The sequence below is a fragment of the Streptomyces sp. HUAS 31 genome (assembly GCF_028198125.1).
Lineage (GTDB): Bacteria > Actinomycetota > Actinomycetes > Streptomycetales > Streptomycetaceae > Streptomyces > Streptomyces chartreusis.
Genome location: NZ_CP116353.1, coordinates 8,632,359 through 8,651,010, shown reverse-complemented (window position 1 = coordinate 8,651,010; position 18,652 = coordinate 8,632,359). Strand labels below are relative to the sequence as shown.

The following is an 18,652-nucleotide window of genomic DNA, read 5'->3' as shown; positions in this document are numbered from 1 at the left end:
TCGCTGGCTTTCCGGGGATGTGGGGGTGCCGCTCCGGGGCACCGGTCAGCGGACCGGGAACTCCTTGTCGATCGGGAACTCCTGGTCGATGAGGTCCAGGAGCCGGTCGACGGGGGCGGCGGCGATGTCGGCGGCCTCCGCCGTGGGGTGACCTGCGGCGCCGTCGCTGCCGCCGTCGGCGCGGCCTGCCGGGGCGCGCCGGCCCAGGTCGTTCAGCAGGGCTTCCAGGCGGCGTACGGCGCGCCTGCGCTCGGGGTGGTTCCCGGGCAGGTCGCGCAGGGCCTGTTCGAAGCCGGCGGGCCAGTCGGGCAGCGGGCGCGGCTGCTCGTCGAGGTGTTCGGCGAGCCGGGCGGCGAGCGCGGCCGGTGTGGGCCGGTCGTAGAACAGGGTGGTCGGCAGGTCGAGTCCGGTGGCCTTGCCGAGGCGCACCCGCAGTTCGGTCTCGGCGTAGGAGTCGAGGCCCAGGGAGCGCAGGGCGGTGCGGGGTTCGACGCGGCCGGGGTCGGCGTGCCCGAGGGCTGCGGCGGCCTCGACTCGGACCAGGGTGAGCAGTGCGCGGACCCGGCGGGAGCCGGTGAGGGCCCGCAGGGCGTCGGGTTCGCCGGTCGGCCGGACCGGCGGGGTGGGCAGGGACGTGCGGGCCCGGTCCGCCGGGGCGGGCCAGTGGCGTTCGCGCTGGAAGGGGTATGTCGGCAGTTCGGTGCGGCGGGCGCCGGTGCCGGTGAACAGGGCGGGCCAGTGCACGTCGCTGCCGGTGACGTGGAGCCGGGCGAGCGCGGTGAGCAGGGCCGTCTCGGGGTCGGTGCCGGCGCGCTGTGCGGCGACGGTCACCACGCCGCTCCACGCGAGCAGTTCGACGGTGCTCGCGGTGAGGGCGGCGTCGGTGCCCACTTCCAGGAACGTGTGCACGCCCGCGTCGCGCAGGGCGGTGACGGCGTCGGCGAACCGTACGGTGTCGGCGACCTGGCCGCTCCAGTGTGCGGGTGAGGCGAGGTCGGTGCCGGTGACGCGGGCGCCGGTCAGGGTGGACACGACCGGGATGCGCGGGGTGCGCGGTTCGAGGCCGGCCAGGTCCCTGCGGAAGGCGTCGAGCGCGTCGGCCACGAGCGGGGAGTGCAGTCCGTGCGGGGCCGGGAGAGCGGTGGTGGCGTGCCCTTCCTTCGCCAAGGCGTCGGCGACACGGGCGACTTCACTCGCCGCTCCGGACAGCACGAGCCGGTCGGGGCCGTCGACGGCCGCGACACCGACGCCCGCGGTGAGCAGCGCGGCCACCTCGGCCTCGGTGGCGCGTACGGCGACGGTGGCGGCGGTGCCGAGCCGCTGGGCCAGCCGGACCCGGGCGGCGACGATCCGGCATGCGTCGGTGAGGGACAGCGCACCGGCGGCATGCACGGCGGCGACCTCGCCGAGTCCGTGCCCGACGACGTGCGTGGGGGTCCGGCCGAGGGATTCCAGCAGCCGGTACAGGGCGATCTCGTGGGCGAACAGGAGTGGTTCGGCCTGCGCGACCAGGGCCTGCTCGCCCGCCGAGTCCTCTCGTTGCCCGGCGGCGCCGGGCGTGTCGCCGTCCCCCAGGTCGCCCAGCGGTTCGGCCAGAAGACCGTCGAACGTCTCGCGTACGGCGGCGAAGGCGCGCGCGTACACCGGGAACCGTGCGGCGAGGGTGCGGGTCTGTGCGGTGTGCGGATTGCCGCGTCCGGCGAACAGGACGGCGGACAGGCCGCGTTCGGCGACGCAGCGGGCGGCGGTGGGCGTGCCGTCGGCGGAGGCCAGCAGGACGGTCCGGTGCGGCAGCGCGGTGGCCCGGCCGGTGGCCAGCGAGTGGGCGATGTCGGCGCGGGCCCGGTCGTCGGCGGGATCCAGCCGGCGCAGCCGGGCGACGGCGGCGTCCAGGGCGTTCGCCGACCGTGCGGAGACCACCCAGGGCACGATGTGCGGGCTGCTGCCGGGCTGCTCGGCCTGGACTGGTGCGGGCGGCGCCTGTTCGAGGACGACGTGGGCGTTGCTGCCGCCGATGCCGAAGGAGGAGACGGCGGCGCGGCGCGGCCTTCCGGTGGCGGGCCAGTCGGTCGGTTCGCTCAGCAGTCGCGCCGACCCCGCGCTCCAGTCGACGGCCGGGGTCGGCTCCGACAGGTGCGGGGTGGCGGGCAGGACGCCGTGCCGCAGCGCCAGGACGGTCTTGATGAGCCCTGCGATGCCCGCGGCGGCCTGGGCGTGGCCGAGGTTGGCCTTCACGGAGCCTATGAGCAGGGGGTGTTCGCGCTCACGCCCGTAGGTGGCGAGGAGTGCCTCGGCCTCCACGGGGTCACCGACGCGGGTGCCGGTGCCGTGTGCCTCCACGGCGTCGACGTCGCCGGTGCCGAGCCCCGCGTCGTGCAGGGCCAGGGCGATCAGCTCGCGCTGGGCTGCGCCGCTCGGCGCGGTCAGCCGGTCGGTGGCGCCGTCGGCGTTGACGGCGGTGCCGCGGACGAGGGCGAGCACGGGGTGGCCGTTCAGCCGGGCGTCGGAGAGCCGCTCCAGGACGAGGACGCCGACGCCCTCGGCCCACGCGGTGCCGTCGGCGTCGGCGGAGAACGGCTTGCAGCGGCCGTCGGGAGCGAGGCCGCCCTGCCTGGCGTAGCCGACGAGGCTGCGGGGCGTGGACAGCACGTTGGCGCCGCCCGCCAGGGCGAGGGTGCACTCCCCGGCGCGCAGTGCGCGTACCGCGCAGTGCAGGGCGGTCAGCGAGGACGAGGACGCGGTGTCGAGGCTGAGCGCGGGGCCGCGCAGTCCGAGGACGTGGGCGAGGCGGCCGGAGGCGACGCCTGGAGCGGTGCCGGTGACGGTGCCCGCGGCCATGTCGTCGGCGGCGCGCTCGGTGACCAGGGCGTAGTCCTCGCCGCTGACGCCGACGTAGACGCCGGTGCGGGTGCCGTGCAGTGACAGCGGGTCGATGCCGGCCCGCTCGACGGCCTCCCAGGCGGTCTCCAGCAGCAGCCGCTGCTGGGGGTCGGTGGCGACGGCCTCGCGGGGCGAGAGCCCGAAGAAGCCGGCGTCGAAGTCGGCGACGCCGTCGAGGAATCCGCCGCGCCGGGGCACGGCTGTCCGGTCCGGCGCGTCGAGGGCGTCCGGGTCCCAGCCCCGGTCGGCCGGCAGCGGGCCGATGGTGTCACGGCCGGCGAGGAGCAGTTCCCACAGCCCCTCGGGGTCGGTGATCCCGCCGGGCAGTCGGCAGGCCATGGCGACGACCGCGACCGGCTCGGCGGCGACGGGGTCGTGCAGGTCGAAGAACTCCAGTCCGGACAGGATGGTCATGCCGCACCGCCTCCGATGGTCCAAACACTCAGCGAGACTGTTGTGGAAGGTAGGTCGGGGGGCTCTCGGTTTTCCTTAGACCTCTGTCGGCCGCTCGCCCGGTGCCTTCCAGGGCACGCACGTCGGCGCACGGCGTCTGTCGTGCCGTGCGCCGACGTGCGTGCGGGTGCGGGTCAGTGCCCTTCGGACTCCAGGGCCCGCAGCCACTCCTCCATCAGCCGGGCGGTCTCGTGGGAGTGCTCGGCGACGAGGGTCTGGTGGGTCGCGTCGATCATGCGGGTGGTGTGGGCCGGTACGGGCGGTGCCTGGTCGCCGCGGTCGACCGCGGGCATGGAGGCGGTGCAGCGGATCAGCAGACTGGGCACGCCGGTCTTGTAGCGTTCCGCGCCGCCGGTGGTCATCCGCAGGAACCACTGGGCCATCGCGGACAGCCTGGCGCTGTCGAGCTTCACCGCGGGCTTGTCCATGTCGGCGAGGTAGTTCTCGTGGAAGAGGTCCCAGTCGACGCCCTCCCCCGCCTTGTACTCGAGGCTGAGCGTGTCGAGCATGATCACGCCCTCGGGGCGGATGCCCCAGGTCTCCTCCAGCACGCCCGCCGCGCGGTAGGCGAACGTGCCGCCCATGGAGTAGCCGACGAGCACGAACGGCTCGCCCTCGCTGGCCAGCAGGGCACTCTCGGCGATGAGTCGGACCGCGGCCTCGCTGTCGGCGGGCAGCGCCTCACCCTCGGCGAAGCCGAGCAGCGGCAGCGCGCTGACGTGCCGGCTGCCGCGGAACGGGGCGGCCATCCGGGCGTACTGGTGCACGCCACCGGTGGCGCCGGGCGCGCTGACGCAGATCAGCCGGGGTCGCGCGGGTCCTTCGGCCAGGGCGACGGGCTGCGGCAGTTCCGGTACCTCCGCGGTGAGTTCGACCTGCGGGCGGGTCGCCGCGACCGCCATCAGCAGCCGCATGGCCTCCAGGGTCTTGCCGTTCCTGACGGTGTCGAAGAACAGGTTGACCACCGAGTCCGGGGCGCTGTCGCGGGTGTTCGCGGTGAGCGTGCCGGGGCCGGCCGCCGCGCGGTTGCCGAGGGCGGCCAACTGGCCCTGGAGCCATACGGCGAGCCGGGCGGGGGTGCGGTGGTCGAAGACGGCCGATGTCGGCACCCGCAGCCCGAGTGCCTCGCCGAGCTGGTTGCGCAGTTCCAGGGCGATGAGCGAGTCGAAGCCCAGGGTGAGGAATTCGCGGTTCGGGTCCAGGGGGCCGTCCTCGCGGCGGCCGAGCAGTACGGCCGAGGTCTCCACGATGAGGCCGGTGAGCGCCTTGTGCTGCTCGGCGGCGTCCAGCTCGGCGAGCCGGTCCCGGAGTGTGGCGAAGGACCGGGTGGCGGTGGCGGCGGTGCGCCGGGCTCCGCCGAGCAGGCCGCGCAGCAGGGGAGGTACGTCGCCGCCGGCGCGTGTCCGGTCGATCCTCAGCGGCACGAGGTGGGCCTCGTCGCGGCTGAGCGCGGCGTCGAACAGCGCCAGCCCGAACTCCAGGCCGAGCGGCGGGGTCCCGGAGCGTTCCATGCGCTGCACGTCGGTCTCGGTCAGCTGCGCGGTCATGCCGGTACGGCGGGCCCAGAACCCCCAGGACAGGGAGCTGGCGGGCAGCCCCTGTGCGCGGCGGTGGGCGGCGAGGGCGTCGAGGTAGGCGTTGGCGGCGGAGTAGCCGGCCTGCGCCTGGCTGCCGAGGACGCCGGAGACCGAGGAGTACAGGACGAACGCGGCGAGGTCCGACTCCCTTGTGGCCCGGTGCAGATGCCAGGCGCCGTCGGCCTTGGGGCGCAGCACGGCGGACACCCGCTCGGCGGTGAGCGACGACAGCACGCCGTCGTCGAGGGCGCCCGCGGTGTGCACGACAGCCGTCAGTGGGTGTTCCGTGGGCACCGCGGCGACCAGTGCGTCGACGGCGGCGGCGTCGGAGGCGTCGCAGGCCGCCACGGTCACCGAGGCGCCCGCGTCGGTGAGTTCGGCGCGCAGCGCGTCGGCGCCGGGCGCGGCCTCGCCGCCGCGGGACGCCAGCAGCAGGTGCCGTATGCCGTGCCGGGTGACCAGGTGCCGGGCGAGTTCACCGCCGAGGCCGCCGGTGCCGCCGGTGATGAGGACGGTGCCGTCCGGGTTCCAGCCGGCGACACCTGCGGTGCCGGCCGGACTCCCGTCGCCGATACCGCCGATGCCGTCCGTTCCTTCGCCGATACCGCCGATGCCGTCCGCACTCGCGTCGGCGGCACCGCCGGTGCTCTCGGTCGGCGGCCCGACGGTGACTCTGGCGAGCCTGGGCACGCTCGGGCGGCCGTCGCGGACCGCCCACTGTTCCTCCTCGGCCACGAGCACGGCGGGCAGGGCTGTGGCGGAGGTCTCCGCGTCGTCGAGGTCGACCAGGGCGAAGCGGCCCGGGTTCTCCGACTGCGCGGAGCGCACGAGCCCCCAGACGGCGGCCGCGGCCGGGTCGGTCACCGCACCGCCGTCCGGGGCGACGGCGCCACGTGTGACGAGGAGGAGCCGCGAGCGGTCGAGCCGTTCGTCGGCGAGCCAGTCCTGAAGCAGCGTCAGGGTCCGCGTGACGGTGTCGTGCACGGCGTCGGCGTCCTGGCCGCCGGTGACGGAGACGAGGAAGCCGTGCGGGACGGGGCCGTTGTCGCCGTCCTCGCCGATGGCGGCGGCGAAGGTCTCGGCGTAGGCGACCACGCTCTCCCCCGCCAGCGCCAGGGCCTGGCCGAGGCCGTGGGCGTCGTCGCCGACGACGGCCCAGCGGGCGCCCGCGGGTGCGGGCAGCTCGGCCGGCGCGGGTTCCCAGGTGAGGTGCAGCAGGGCGTCGCGCGGGTCGTCGAGGGGGGTGGCCGCGGGCCGGTCGGTGCCGGCCCGCAGGGTGAGGGTGCCGACGGTGACGACGGGGTCGCCCTCGACGTCGGTCGCGGCGATGGTGAGGGAGTCGGGGCCGGTGCGGGTGATGCGGGCGCGGAGCACGGTGGCACCGGAGGCGTGCAGGGTGACGTCCTGCCAGCCGAACGGCAGCATCCGCTCGTGGTTCTCCTCACCCGCGTGGACACCGGCGTGGAGTACGGCGTCCAGGAGCGCGGGGTGCAGTCCGAGGCCCTGGGTGCTGCCGGCCGGTTCGGGCAGGACGACCTCGGCGTAGGCGTCGTCGTCGAGCCGCCACACGCCCCGCAGTCCCTGGAAGGCCGGTCCGTAGTCGAGTCCGGCGCGGGCGTAGCGCTGGTAGATGTCGGTGACGTCGACCTCGGTGGCGCCGGCGGGCGGCCACTCGGTGGTGTCGAGCGGGGCCGGGACGGCGGGGTCGTGGGAGAGGGCGCCGGTGGCGTGCAGTTGCCAGGGGGCGTCGCCGCGGGCGGGCCGGGAGTGGAACCGTATGCCGCGCCTGCCCTCGTCGTCGGCCGCGTCGATCCGGACCTGCACCTGCACGGCGCCGCGTTCGGGCAGGACGAGCGGGGCGGCGACGGTGAGTTCGTCGACCCGTCCGCAGCCCGCGGCGTCTCCGGCCCGGACGGCGAGTTCGAGGAATCCCGTGCCGGGGAAGAACACGGCGCCGGACACGCGGTGTTGACCGAGCCAGGGCTGTGCGGACAGGGACAGGGTGCCGGCGAGGACGAGGTCGCCGGAGTCGGCGACGGTGACGGCGGCGCCGAGCAGCGGGTGCCCGGTCGCGTCGAGGCCGGCAGCCGACACGTCGGTGGTCATCGCCCCGGCGGTGGGCCAGTACCGCTGCCGCTGGAAGGCGTACGTGGGCAGGTCGACGGCCCTGGAGCGGCCGCCGACCGCTGTCGTCCAGTCCACGGGCACACCGCCGGCGAAGGCTTCGGCGAGGGAGGTGAGCACACGGTCCGTGCCGTCCTCGCCGCGCCGCAGTGTGCCGACGGCGACGGCGTCGGCACCGGCCGCCTCGGCGCACGACTGGACGGCGCCGGTCAGCACGGGGTGCGGCCCGGACTCCACGAACCGGGTGCAGCCCTGGTCGAGCAGCGCGTGGACGGCGTCCGCGAACCGCACGGTCTGCCGCAGGTTGCGGTACCAGTACTCGGCGTCCGTCGCGGCGCTGTCGAGGCGTTCGCCGGTGACCGTGGACAGCAGTGGGATCCGCGGGGCGCGCGGGGTCAGGGGCGCGAGGTCGGTGAGCAGATCGGCGTGCAGGTCCGCGACATGGGCGGAGTGGGAGGCGTAGTCGACGGCGATACGGCGGACGCGGACGCCGTCGTCGGTGAGCCGGCCGAAGAACTCGTCGAGCGAGGCGGCGTCGCCGCTGACGACGACGGCGTCGGGCGCGTTGACCGCGGCGAGGGACAGCCGCCCGTCCCAGGCGGCGATGAGGGGTTCGACGTCGGCGGCGGGCAGCGGGACCGCGATCATGCCGCCGCGTCCGGCGAGCCGGCGGGCGATGGCCCTGCTGCGCAGGGCCACGACACGGGCGCCGTCGGTCAGGGACAGCGCCCCGGCGACGACGGCCGCGGCGATCTCGCCCTGGGAGTGTCCGACGACCGCGTCCGGCACGACGCCGTGGGCCTCCCAGACCGCGGCCAGCGAGACCATGACGGCCCAGGTGGCAGGCTGGACGACGTCGACGCGCTCCAGCGCGGGGGCGCCCTCGGTGCCGCGCAGGACGTCGATGAGGGACCAGTCGGTGAACTCGGCGAGCGCGGCGGCGCATTCGGCGATCCGCGCGGCGAACACCGGGGACTCCTCCAGCAGCCGGGCGCCCATGCCTGCCCACTGGGCGCCCTGCCCGGGGAACACGAGCGCGGTACGGCCCTCGCCGTCGCCGCTTCCGCGTACGACTCCGGCGGCCACGGCGTCGCCCGCGGCGAGCGTGTCGAGTCCGGCGAGGAGGACGTCGCGGCCGGTGCCGACGACAACCGCGCGGTGCTCGAAGACGGCCCGGTCGCCGGCAAGGGCGTGCGCCACGTCCGCGAGGTCCGCGGCGGGGTTGCGGCCGATGCCTTCGGCGAGCGCGGCGGCCTGCCCGCGCAGTGCGGCCGGGGTACGGGCGGACAGCACCCATGGCAACGCCCGCTCGGCCGACGCCGGGGCGCCGGTGTCGTCGTCCGTCGGCGACGGAAGCGGGTCCGCGGCCTGTTCGAGGACGACGTGCGCGTTGGTGCCGCTGATGCCGAACGAGGACACGCCCGCCCGGCGGGGCTGCCCCGTGACCGGCCACGGAGTGGCGCGGTCGAGCAGCGTCACCGGGCCCGAGGACCAGTCGACGTGCGACGACGGCGTCTCGACGTGCAGGGTGGGCGGCAGGGTGCCGTGGCGCAGGGCCATGACGGTCTTGATGACGCCGGCGACTCCGGCGGCGGCCTGGGTGTGCCCGATGTTGGACTTCACCGAGCCCAGCAGCAGGGGCCGGGCACGCTCGGGCGCCCCGAACACCGCCATCAGGGCCTCCGCCTCGATGGGGTCGCCGAGCGTCGTGCCGGTGCCGTGCGCCTCCACGGCGTCGATGTCCGCGGGCGTGAGTCCGGCGGCGCCGAGGGCTTGGCGGATGACGCGCTGCTGGGAGGGCCCGTTGGGGGCGCTGAGCCCGTTGGAGGCCCCGTCCTGGTTGACGGCGGAGCCGCGGACCACGGCGAGGATCCGGTGCCCGTGCCGTTCGGCGTCGGACAGCCGCTCCACGACGAGCACTCCGACCCCCTCGGACCAGCCGGTGCCGTCGGCCGCGTCGGAGAAGGCCTTGCAGCGGCCGTCCCCGGAGAGGCCGCCCATCGCGGTGAAACCGGAGAAGCTGGAGGAACTGGTCATCACGGTGACACCGCCGGCGAGGGCGAGTTCGCACTCGCCGCCGCGCAGCGCCTGAGCGGCAAGGTGCAGGGAGACCAGGGAGGACGAGCAAGCCGTGTCGACGGTGGCCGCAGGCCCCTCCAGACCGAAGACGTAGGCGATCCGGCCGGAGATGACGCTGGCGGCGAGGCCGGTGCCGAGATGGGTCTCCATGTTCTCGGCGGAACGGGAGACGAGTTCGGCGTAGTCCTGCCCGTTGGTGCCGACGAAGACGCCGGTGCGGCTGCCACGCAGGGTGTGCGGGTCGATGCCGGCCCGCTCGAAGGCTTCCCACGTCGTCTCCAGCAGGACGCGCTGCTGGGGGTCCATCGCCAGGGCCTCGCGCGGGCTGATGCCGAAGAACTCCGGGTCGAAGTCGGCGACGTCGCTGAGGAATCCGCCCTCGGCGGTGGCGCTGTGCCCGCGGCCCGCCCCGGTGAGGACGTCGAGGTCCCAGCCCCGGTCGGTGGGGAACGGACCGATGGCGTCCCGGCCGCCGGCGACCAGCTCCCACAGGTCCTCCGGGGACCGGACGTCGCCGGGGAAGCGGCAGGCCATGCCGACGATCGCGAGGGGTTCGTCGGGGGCGGCCCGGCCGGCCGGCAGCGGCATGGGCGCGGCGGCCGGCTCGCCGAGCAGCGTGTCCAGGAGGTGCTCGGCGAGGGTGCGGGGCCGCGGGTGGTCGAAGAGCAGCCCGGCGGGCAGCGGCAGGCCGGTGACCCGGGCCAGCCTGGTGCGCAGCTCCATCGAGGTGAGCGAGTCGAAGCCGAGGTCCTGGAAGGGCTTGTCGGGGCGGATCGCGGCGGGGTCGGGGTGCGCGAGGACGGCCGCGGCCTGGGTGCGCACGAGGTCGAGCAGCAGCGGCAGCCGCTCGCCGGGGGGCGTTGCGTGCACCTTCTCCCGCAGGGCGCGGTGGGCTTCCTCACCGGCGGCGCGTGAGGTGCGGGCCGTGCGCAGCGCCTCCCGGCCGGCGGGGAGCGCGGCCAGGGCGGGCGACGGGCGGAGGCTGAACAGCGCCTGTAGGAACGGCGGATGCCGGAGGCCGGCGACCACGGTGACGGGGTGGGGTTCGGCGACGAGTTCGGCGAGCGCGGTGAGCGCCGCGACCGGGTCCAGCAGCGCGGCGCCGGCGGACCGCTCCGGGTCCTGGACTGCGGCGGCCATGCCTGCCCCGGCCCAGGCGCCCCAGGCGACGGAGGTGGCGGGCAGGCCCTCGCCCCGACGGCGCTGTGCGAGGGCGTCCAGCACCGTGTTGGCCGCCGCGTAGTTGCCCTGGCCCGGGTTGCCGACGGCACCGGCCACCGACGAGAACAGCACGAAGGCCGACAGGTCGTGCTCACGAGTGAGTTCGTCCAGCAGCAGCGCGGGTCGGACCTTGGCGTGGAAGACGTCGGTGAACCTGCCGGGGGTCAGCCCGTCCAGCACGGCGTCGTCGAGGACACCGGCGGCATGGACCACGGCGGTCAGCGGCACGTCGGCGGGGATCGCCTCCAGCACGGCCGACAGCTCCGCGCGGTCGGCGGCGTCGCACGCGGCGATGGTCACGCGCACCCCGAGCTCGGCCTCCAACTCCTGTGCGCCGGGCGCCTGTCGGCCACGTCGGCTGAGCAGCAGCAGATGCTCGGCACCGCGCCGCGCGGCCCACCGGGCCACATGCCCGCCCAACGCCCCCGTACCACCGGTGATCAGCACGGTCCCCGACGGCTCCCACACCGGAGCCTCCTCCGCACCCGGCGCCGGCACGAAACGCCGACCGAGGACACCGGTGCCGCGCACGGCGACCTCGTCCTCCTCGCCCGGGGCGGCGAGGAAGGAGGCGAACCGGCTCAGCGCGGCGTCGTCCAAGGGGCTCGGCAGATCGATCAACCCGCCCCACCGGTCCGGGTACTCCAGAGCGGCGACGCGCCCCAGCCCCCACAGGGCGGCCTGCGCCGGATCGACGGGCCCCTCCCCTGAACCGGCGGTGGTGACGGCGCCGCTGGTCACCGACCACACCGGCGCGTTCAGACCGGCGTCGTCGAGCGCCTGGAGGAGGAGGGCCGTCGCGGGCAGGCCGGCGGGCACGTCGCCGGAGAGCGTGGCGGTGTCGGCGGCCAGCAGGGAGACGACGCGGGTGACGGAGTCGGCCGTGGCGAACTGCGCCAGCTGCGCGGCGAGTTCATCGCGCTCGGTGCTGTCCACGACGAGCAGCTCGGTGTCCGGGCCGAGCGCGTCGGCGACAGCGCGGGCCCAGGCGGCCGGGTCTGCGGGCAGGACCGCGAGCCAGGTCCCTTCGCGCCGACCGGCCGCCGTGGCGGTCAGTGGCTGCCAGATCTCGCGGTGACGCCAGGAATCGACGGTCGTACGCACCCGGCTGCGGCTTCGCCACGAGGACAGCGCGGGGACGATCGCGTCGAGGGCGTCTGGGGCAACGTCGAGGCGTCCTGCGAGGGCGGAGATGTCCGCGCGCTCCACGGCGGCCCAGAACTCGGCGTCCGCGCCGGAGCCCTGCGGTACCGGTTCGGCGGCCTCGGGCCAGTAACGGGCCCGCTGGAAGGCGTACGTGGGCAGGTCGACGCGGCGCGCACCGGTGCCGGTGAAGAAGGCGGGCCAGTCCACGGGAACGCCGGTGGTGTGGAGCCGGGCCAGCGCGGTCACCGCGGCCGTCTCCTCGTCCTGGTCCCGGCGCAGCAACGGCACGGCCTCTATGACGTCCGGCACGCTCTCGCCGACCTGCGGGACGAGAACGGCGTCCGGGCCGACCTCCAGGAAGTGCCGTACACCCGCGTCCCCGAGCACGCGCAGCCCGTCGCCGAAGCGCACGGTCTCACGTACGTGACGCACCCAGTGCTCGACCGAACGCCCGTCGCCGTCCGCCAGGTTGGAGACCAGACGCAGGGTGGGCTCACCGAAGGTCAGCCCGGCGAGGGCGGCACGGAAGTCGTCGAGCATCGGGTCCATCAGCGGCGAGTGGAAGGCGTGGCTGACCGAGAGCCGCGTGTGCCGCCGCTCCCCCAGCGCCGCCAGCACCGCCTCGACGCCCTCCTCGGCACCGGAAAGCACGACGGCACGGGGCCCGTTGACCGCAGCCAACGCCACATCGCCGGTCAGGAGCGGGAGCACCTCCTCCTCACTCGCCTCCACGGCGACCATCGCGCCGCCCTCCGGCAACGCCTCCATCAACCGCGCCCGCGCCGACACCAGCACACACGCGTCCGCCAGCGACAACACACCCGCGACGTGTGCGGCCGTGATCTCTCCGACCGAGTGACCGGTAACGTACTTGGGCGCGACTCCGAGCGACTCGACCAGCCGATACTGCGCCACCTCGACCGCGAACAAGGCAGGCTGCGCCACACCGGTACGCTCCAACGCACCCGGGTCCGCACCCCACATCGCCTCCCGCACACCCGGCGGCAGGTGCCCCAACACCTCATCAAGGGCCTGGGCGAACACCGGGAACCGGCCGTACAACTCCCTCCCCATCCCCAGCCGTTGAGCACCCTGACCGGAGAACAGGACGGCGAGCGGGCCAGGCTCGGCAACCGCCCTCGCAGCTTCGGTGAGTCCGTCGGGGGTGGCGAGCAGAACGGCCCGGTGGGGGAAGGTGGAGCGGCCGACGGCCAGGGAGTGGCCGACGTCCGCGGGGGCGTGGTCGCCCGCGTGGACGCGGATCCGGTCGAGCTGGGCGTCCAGCGCCGCCTCGCTGACGGCGGTGACGGGCCACGGCACCGCGCGCGGGGTGACGGCGACCGTCTCCTCCGCCTCGGCCCGTGGGGCCTGTTCCAGCAGGACGTGGGCGTTGGTGCCGCTGATGCCGAACGACGACACGCCCATGCGGCGCGGGCGGCCGGTGTCGGGCCAGTCGGTGTTGGCGGTGGCGATCTCGACTGCGCCCACGGACCAGTCGACGTGGGACGAGGGCACGTCGGCGTGCAGCGTGCGCGGGACGACGGCGTGGCGCAGTGCCATGACGGCTTTGATGAGTCCGGCGGCACCGGCCGCGGCCTGGGTGTGGCCGATGTTGGACTTCACCGAGCCCAGCAGGAGCGGCCGTTCGCGGTCCTGGCCGTAGGTCGCCAGCAGGGCCTGCGCCTCGATCGGGTCGCCCAGCCGGGTGCCGGTGCCGTGCGCCTCGACCGCGTCCACCTCGGCAGGCTTCAGCCCCGCCGACGCCAGAGCCTGCCGGATCACCCGCTGCTGCGACGGACCGTTCGGCGCCGTCAGCCCGTTCGACGCACCGTCCTGATTGATCGCCGAGCCGCGCACTGTGGCCAGGACGGGATGTCCGTGGCGGACGGCGTCCGAGAGTCGTTCGAGTACGACCATGCCGACGCCCTCGGACCAGCCGGTGCCGTCGGCGTCGTCGCCGAAGGCTTTGCAGCGGCCGTCTTCGGCGAGGCCGCCGTGGTGGCGGAAGCCCATGAAGGCGGCGGAGGTGGTCATGACGGTGACACCGCCGGCGAGGGCGAGGGAGCACTCGCCGCTGCGCAGCGCCTGCGCCGCGAGGTGCAGCGACACCAGCGCGGACGAGCACGCCGTGTCCACGGTGACCGCCGGGCCCTCCAGGCCGAAGACGTAGGCGAGCCGGCCGGAGATGACGCTGGCCGACAGCATGACGCCGCGGCCCTCCATGTCCTTGGCGCGGGCGATGAGGTGGTGGTAGTCGACGCCGTTGCTGCCGACGAAGACGCCGGTGCGGCTGCCGCGCAGGGTCTGCGGGTCGATGCCGGACCGCTCGAACGCCTCCCAGCCGGTCTCCAGCAGGACCCGCTGCTGCGGGTCCATGGCGACCGCCTCGCGCGGGCTGATGCCGAAGAACTCGGGGTCGAAGTCGGCAGCGTCGTGCAGGAAGCCGCCCTGGCCCTGGATCTCCCAGCCGCGGTCGGTGGGGAAGGCGGTGATGGCGTCGCCGCCGGAGGCGACCAGCTCCCACAGCTGCTCGGGGGTCTGCACTCCGCCGGGGAATCGGCACGCCATGCCGACCACGACGACCGGGTCCTCGGTGGTGTCTGCGGGCTCCGCGGCGAGCAGCGGGCCGTCCGACTCGTCCTCGCTGCCGAGGAGTTCGGCGACGAGGTGCTCGGCGAGGGTCCGGGGGCGGGTGAAGTCGAAGAGGAGGCTCGCGGGCAGGGCGAGGCCCGTGGCGCGCGCGAGCTGGTTGCGCAGTTCCATCGACGTCAGGGAGTCGAAGCCGATGTCGTGGAAGGCGCGTTCGGCGTCCACGGCCTCCGGTCCCGCGTGGCCGAGGACGCCGGCGGCGTGGGTGCGGACCAGTTCGAGGAGCAGCGGGACGCGCTCGTCCTCGGGGGCGGCGTACACCTTGCGGCGCAGTACGGAGGCGGCGGAGCGGGTGTCGTCGCGGAGCCTGCGGGCCGCGCTGCGGGCCTCCGCCGCGGTGGGCAGGGCGCTGAGGGCGGCGCAGGGGCGGATGCTGAACAGCATCCGCAGGGTGTCCTGCTGCTGGAGGTCGGCGACGACGGTCACGGGCGCCGCGTCGACGGCGAGTTCGGCGAGCACGCCGAGGGCGAGCCCGGGTTCCAGGGCTGTGGTGCCGGTTTCGCGCAGCGCGTCGGTCAGCGCGGCGGCCATGCCTCCGCCGTCCCAGGCGCCCCAGGCGACGGAGGTGGCGGGCAGGCCCTCGGCCCGACGCCGCTGAGCCAGAGCGTCCAGCACCGTGTTCGCGGCGGCGTAGTTGCCCTGGCCCGGGTTGCCGACGGCACCGGCCACCGACGAGAACAGCACGAAGGCCGACAGGTCGTGCTCACGGGTGAGTTCGTCCAGCAGCAGCGCGGGATTGACCTTGGCGCGGAACACGGCGCCGAAGCGCTGCGGGGTGAGGCCGTTGAGCACGGCGTCGTCGAGGACACCGGCGGCGTGGACGACGGCGGTCAGCGGTACGCCGGCGGGGATCGCGTCCAGCGCGGCCGACAGCTCCGCGCGGTTGGCGGTGTCGCACGCGGCGATGGTCACGCGCGCGCCGAGCCCGGTCAGCTCGGCCTCCAGCTCCTCGACACCGGGCGCCTGTCGGCCACGTCGGCTGAGCAGCAGCAGATGCTCGGCACCGCGCCGCGCGGCCCACCGGGCCACATGCCCGCCCAACGCCCCCGTACCACCGGTGATCAGCACGGTCCCCGACGGCTCCCACACCGGAGCCTCCTCCGCACCCGGCGCCGGCACGAGGCGACGTCCGAAGACACCGGTGCCGCGCACGGCGACCTCGTCCTCCTCGCCCCCGCCGGCCAGGTGAGCGGTGAACCGGCGCAGTGCGGCGGCGTCCGGCTGCCCCGGCAGGTCGATCAACCCGCCCCACCGGTCCGGGTACTCCAGAGCGGCGACCCGCCCCAGCCCCCAGAGCGCGGCTTGCAGCGGCTGCACGGTCTCGTCGGGCGAGGCGGCGACCGCACCGCGGGTGGCGGCCCAGATCCGGGTGCGGATCCCGGCGTCGTCCATGGCCTGGAGCAGTACGGCGGTGTCGACCAGGCCGACCGGGACGCTGGTCCAGCGGGTGGCGTCGGTGCCGGCGAGCAGGGAGAGCACGCCGGTGAAGGGGGTTCCGTCGGCGGTGAGCCGGGACAGTTCCTCGGCGAGTTCACCGCGCGCGGGCCGCTTGCCGACCCGGACGGACACGGTGTCGGGTCCGAGCGCGCCGGTCACGGCGTCGAGCCAGGCGCTGTCCGTGTCGGGTCCGTCGACGGGCAGCACGACCAGCCAGGTCCCGGACGGTCCGGCGGCGGGTGCCATGGGCAGCGGCTGCCATGTCTCACGGAAGCGCAACGCGTCGGCCAGCGACCGCGCGCGCCGTCTGCTGCGCCAGGCGGACAGCGCGGGGATCACACCGCCGAGCGCCTCGGTTCCGATGTCCAGCCGGTTGGCGAGCGCCGCGAGGTCCTCGCGCTCCACGGCGGCCCAGAAGTCGGCGTCCGCACCTTCACCGGACGCGCCCAGTGCCACCGCGTCGGCGGGCACGGGCCAGTAGTGCTCGTGCTGGAAGGGGTAGGTGGGCAGATCGACGGTGCGGGCGCCGGTCCCGGCGAAGAGCGCCGGCCAGTCCACGGGTACGCCACCGGCGTGGAGCCGGGCCAGCGCGGTCACGGCGGCCGTCTCCTCGTCACGGTCGCGCCTGAGCAGCGGTACGGCGTTCTCCACCAGGGGTGTGAGGACGGCGTCCGGGCCGATCTCCAGGAAGTGCCGCACACCCGCGTCCGCGAGCGCACCGACACCGTCGGCGAACCGCACGGTCTCCCGGGCGTGCCGCACCCAGTGGTCGGGCGAGGCGAGGTCGGCCGGGCGAATCGGCGCTCCGGTGACGGTGGAGACGACATCGACGTGCGCCTCGTGGGCCGTGAGCCCGGCGAGGGCGGCACGGAAGTCGTCGAGCATCGGGTCCATCAGCGGCGAGTGGAAGGCGTGGCTGACGGACAGCCGCGTGTGCCGCCGCTCCCCCAGCGCCGCCAGCACCGCCTCGACGCCTTCCTCGGTACCTGAAAGCACCACGGCACGGGGCCCGTTGACCGCAGCCAACGCCACATCCTCCGACAGATGCGGCAGCACTTCCTCCTCGGTCGCCTCCACGGCGACCATCGCGCCGCCCTCCGGCAACGCCTCCATCAACCGCGCCCGCGCCGACACCAGCACACACGCGTCCGCCAGTGACAACACACCCGAGACATGCGCGGCCGCGATCTCACCCACCGAGTGACCGGCGACGTGGTCGGGAGTGACGCCCAGGGACTCCACGAGGCGATAGAGAGCCACCTCGACCGCGAACAAGGCAGGCTGAGCCACACCGGTACGCTCCAACGCCCCCGGGTCCACACCCCACATCGCCTCCCGCACCCCGGAAGGCAACTGCCCCAACACCTCGTCGAGGGCCTGCGCGAACACCGGGAACCGGCCGTACAACTCCCGCCCCATACCCAGCCGTTGAGCACCCTGCCCGGAGAACAGCACGGCGAGCGGACCCTTCTGGGCCTCGCCCCGGGCCACCTCGGCCGGCCCGTCCCCGGCGGCGACCAGCACCGCGCGGTGTTCGAAGGCCGAGCGGGCGGTGGCGAGTGTGTGGCCGACGTCCAGCGCGGGGTGGTGCACCGCCTGGGCGCGGATCCGGTCGAGCTGTTCGTCCAGTGCGGCTGCGGTGCGGGCCGAGACCGGCCAGGCGACGGCGCCGGGGGTGACGGTGGCCTGCTCCGGTTCGGTGGTGGCGGCAGGGGTGTGCTGTTCCACGATGACGTGGGCGTTGGTGCCGCTGATACCGAAGGACGAGACGCCGACCCGGCGCGGGTGGCCGGTGTCGGGCCAGTCGGTGGTGGAGGTGAGGAGTTCGACGGCGCCCTCGGTCCAGTCGACGTGGCCGGAGGGGCGGGCGACGTGAAGTGTGGGCGGCAGTGCGGCGTGGCGCAGCGCCATGACGGCCTTGATGAGTCCGGCGGCACCGGCCGCGGCCTGGGTGTGCCCAATGTTCGACTTCACCGAGCCCAGCAGCAGCGGCCGTTCACGGTCCTGGCCGTAGGTCGCCAACAACGCCTGCGCCTCGATCGGGTCACCGAGGCGAGTACCGGTGCCGTGCGCCTCGACCGCGTCCACCTCGGCAGGCTTCAGCCCCGCCGACGCCAAAGCCTGCCGGATCACCCGCTGCTGCGACGGACCGTTCGGCGCCGTCAGCCCATTGGACGCACCGTCCTGGTTGACCGCGGAGCCCTTCACCACGGCCAGGATGCGGCGCCCGTTGCGTATCGCGTCCGACAGCTTCTCCAGTACGACGACGCCGATGCCCTCCGACCAGGTGGTGCCGTCGGCGTCGTCGGAGAACGCCTTGCAGCGGCCGTCGGACGCGAGGCCGCCCTGGACGTCGAAGCCGGCGAAGGCCGCCGGGGTCGTCATCACGGTGACGCCGCCGGCCAGGGCGAGGGAGCACTCGCCGCTGCGCAGCGCCTGCGCCGCCAGATGCAGCGACACCAGCGCCGACGAGCACGCCGTGTCCACGGTGACCGCCGGGCCGACGAGGCCGAGGACGTAGGCGACGCGGCCGGAGATCACGCTGGCGGCGAGACCGGTGCCGGCGTGTCCGGACAGGTCCTCCTTCGCGGTGTGCACGAGGCGGACGTAGTCCTGGCCGTTGGTGCCGACGAAGACGCCGGTCTGGCTGCCGCGCAGGGTCTGCGGGTCGATGCCGGTCCGCTCGAACGCCTCCCAGCCGGTCTCCAGCAGCAGCCGCTGCTGCGGGTCCATCGCGAGGGCCTCGCGCGGGCTGATGCCGAAGAAGCCCGCGTCGAAGCCGCCGGCGTCGTCCAGGAAGCCGCCGCGGCCCTGGAGGTCCCAGCCGCGGTCCGCGGGGAACGCGGTGATGGCGTCGGTGCCGGCGGCGACCAGCTCCCACAGCTGTTCCGGCGTCCGCACGCCGCCGGGGAAACGGCAGGCCATGCCGACCACGGCGACCGGCTCGTGGCGGCCCGACTCGGCCTCGTCGAGACGTCGCCGGGTCTCGTGCAGGTCGGCGGTGACGTACCTGAGGTACTCGACGAGTTTTGCTTCGTCCGGCATGGTCGATGCCCTTTCCTCGGTGGGAGACCGGTGGGGAGTTG

Annotated in this window: 1 protein-coding gene and 1 pseudogene; both read right to left on the bottom strand. The window is 74.9% G+C overall.

Translation table 11 applies throughout. The annotated features are described in order from the left end of the window. Positions 1 to 45: 45 nt before the first annotated feature. Positions 46 to 3,246: pseudogene (locus PGH47_RS38035) on the bottom strand (type I polyketide synthase); the annotation flags it as partial. 221 nt (positions 3,247 to 3,467) lie between these two features. Continuing rightward, positions 3,468 to 18,611, bottom strand: coding sequence for a type I polyketide synthase (locus tag PGH47_RS38030; protein ID WP_271667215.1), 15,144 nt, complete (start codon positions 18,609 to 18,611; stop codon positions 3,468 to 3,470). Positions 18,612 to 18,652: the final 41 nt, after the last annotated feature.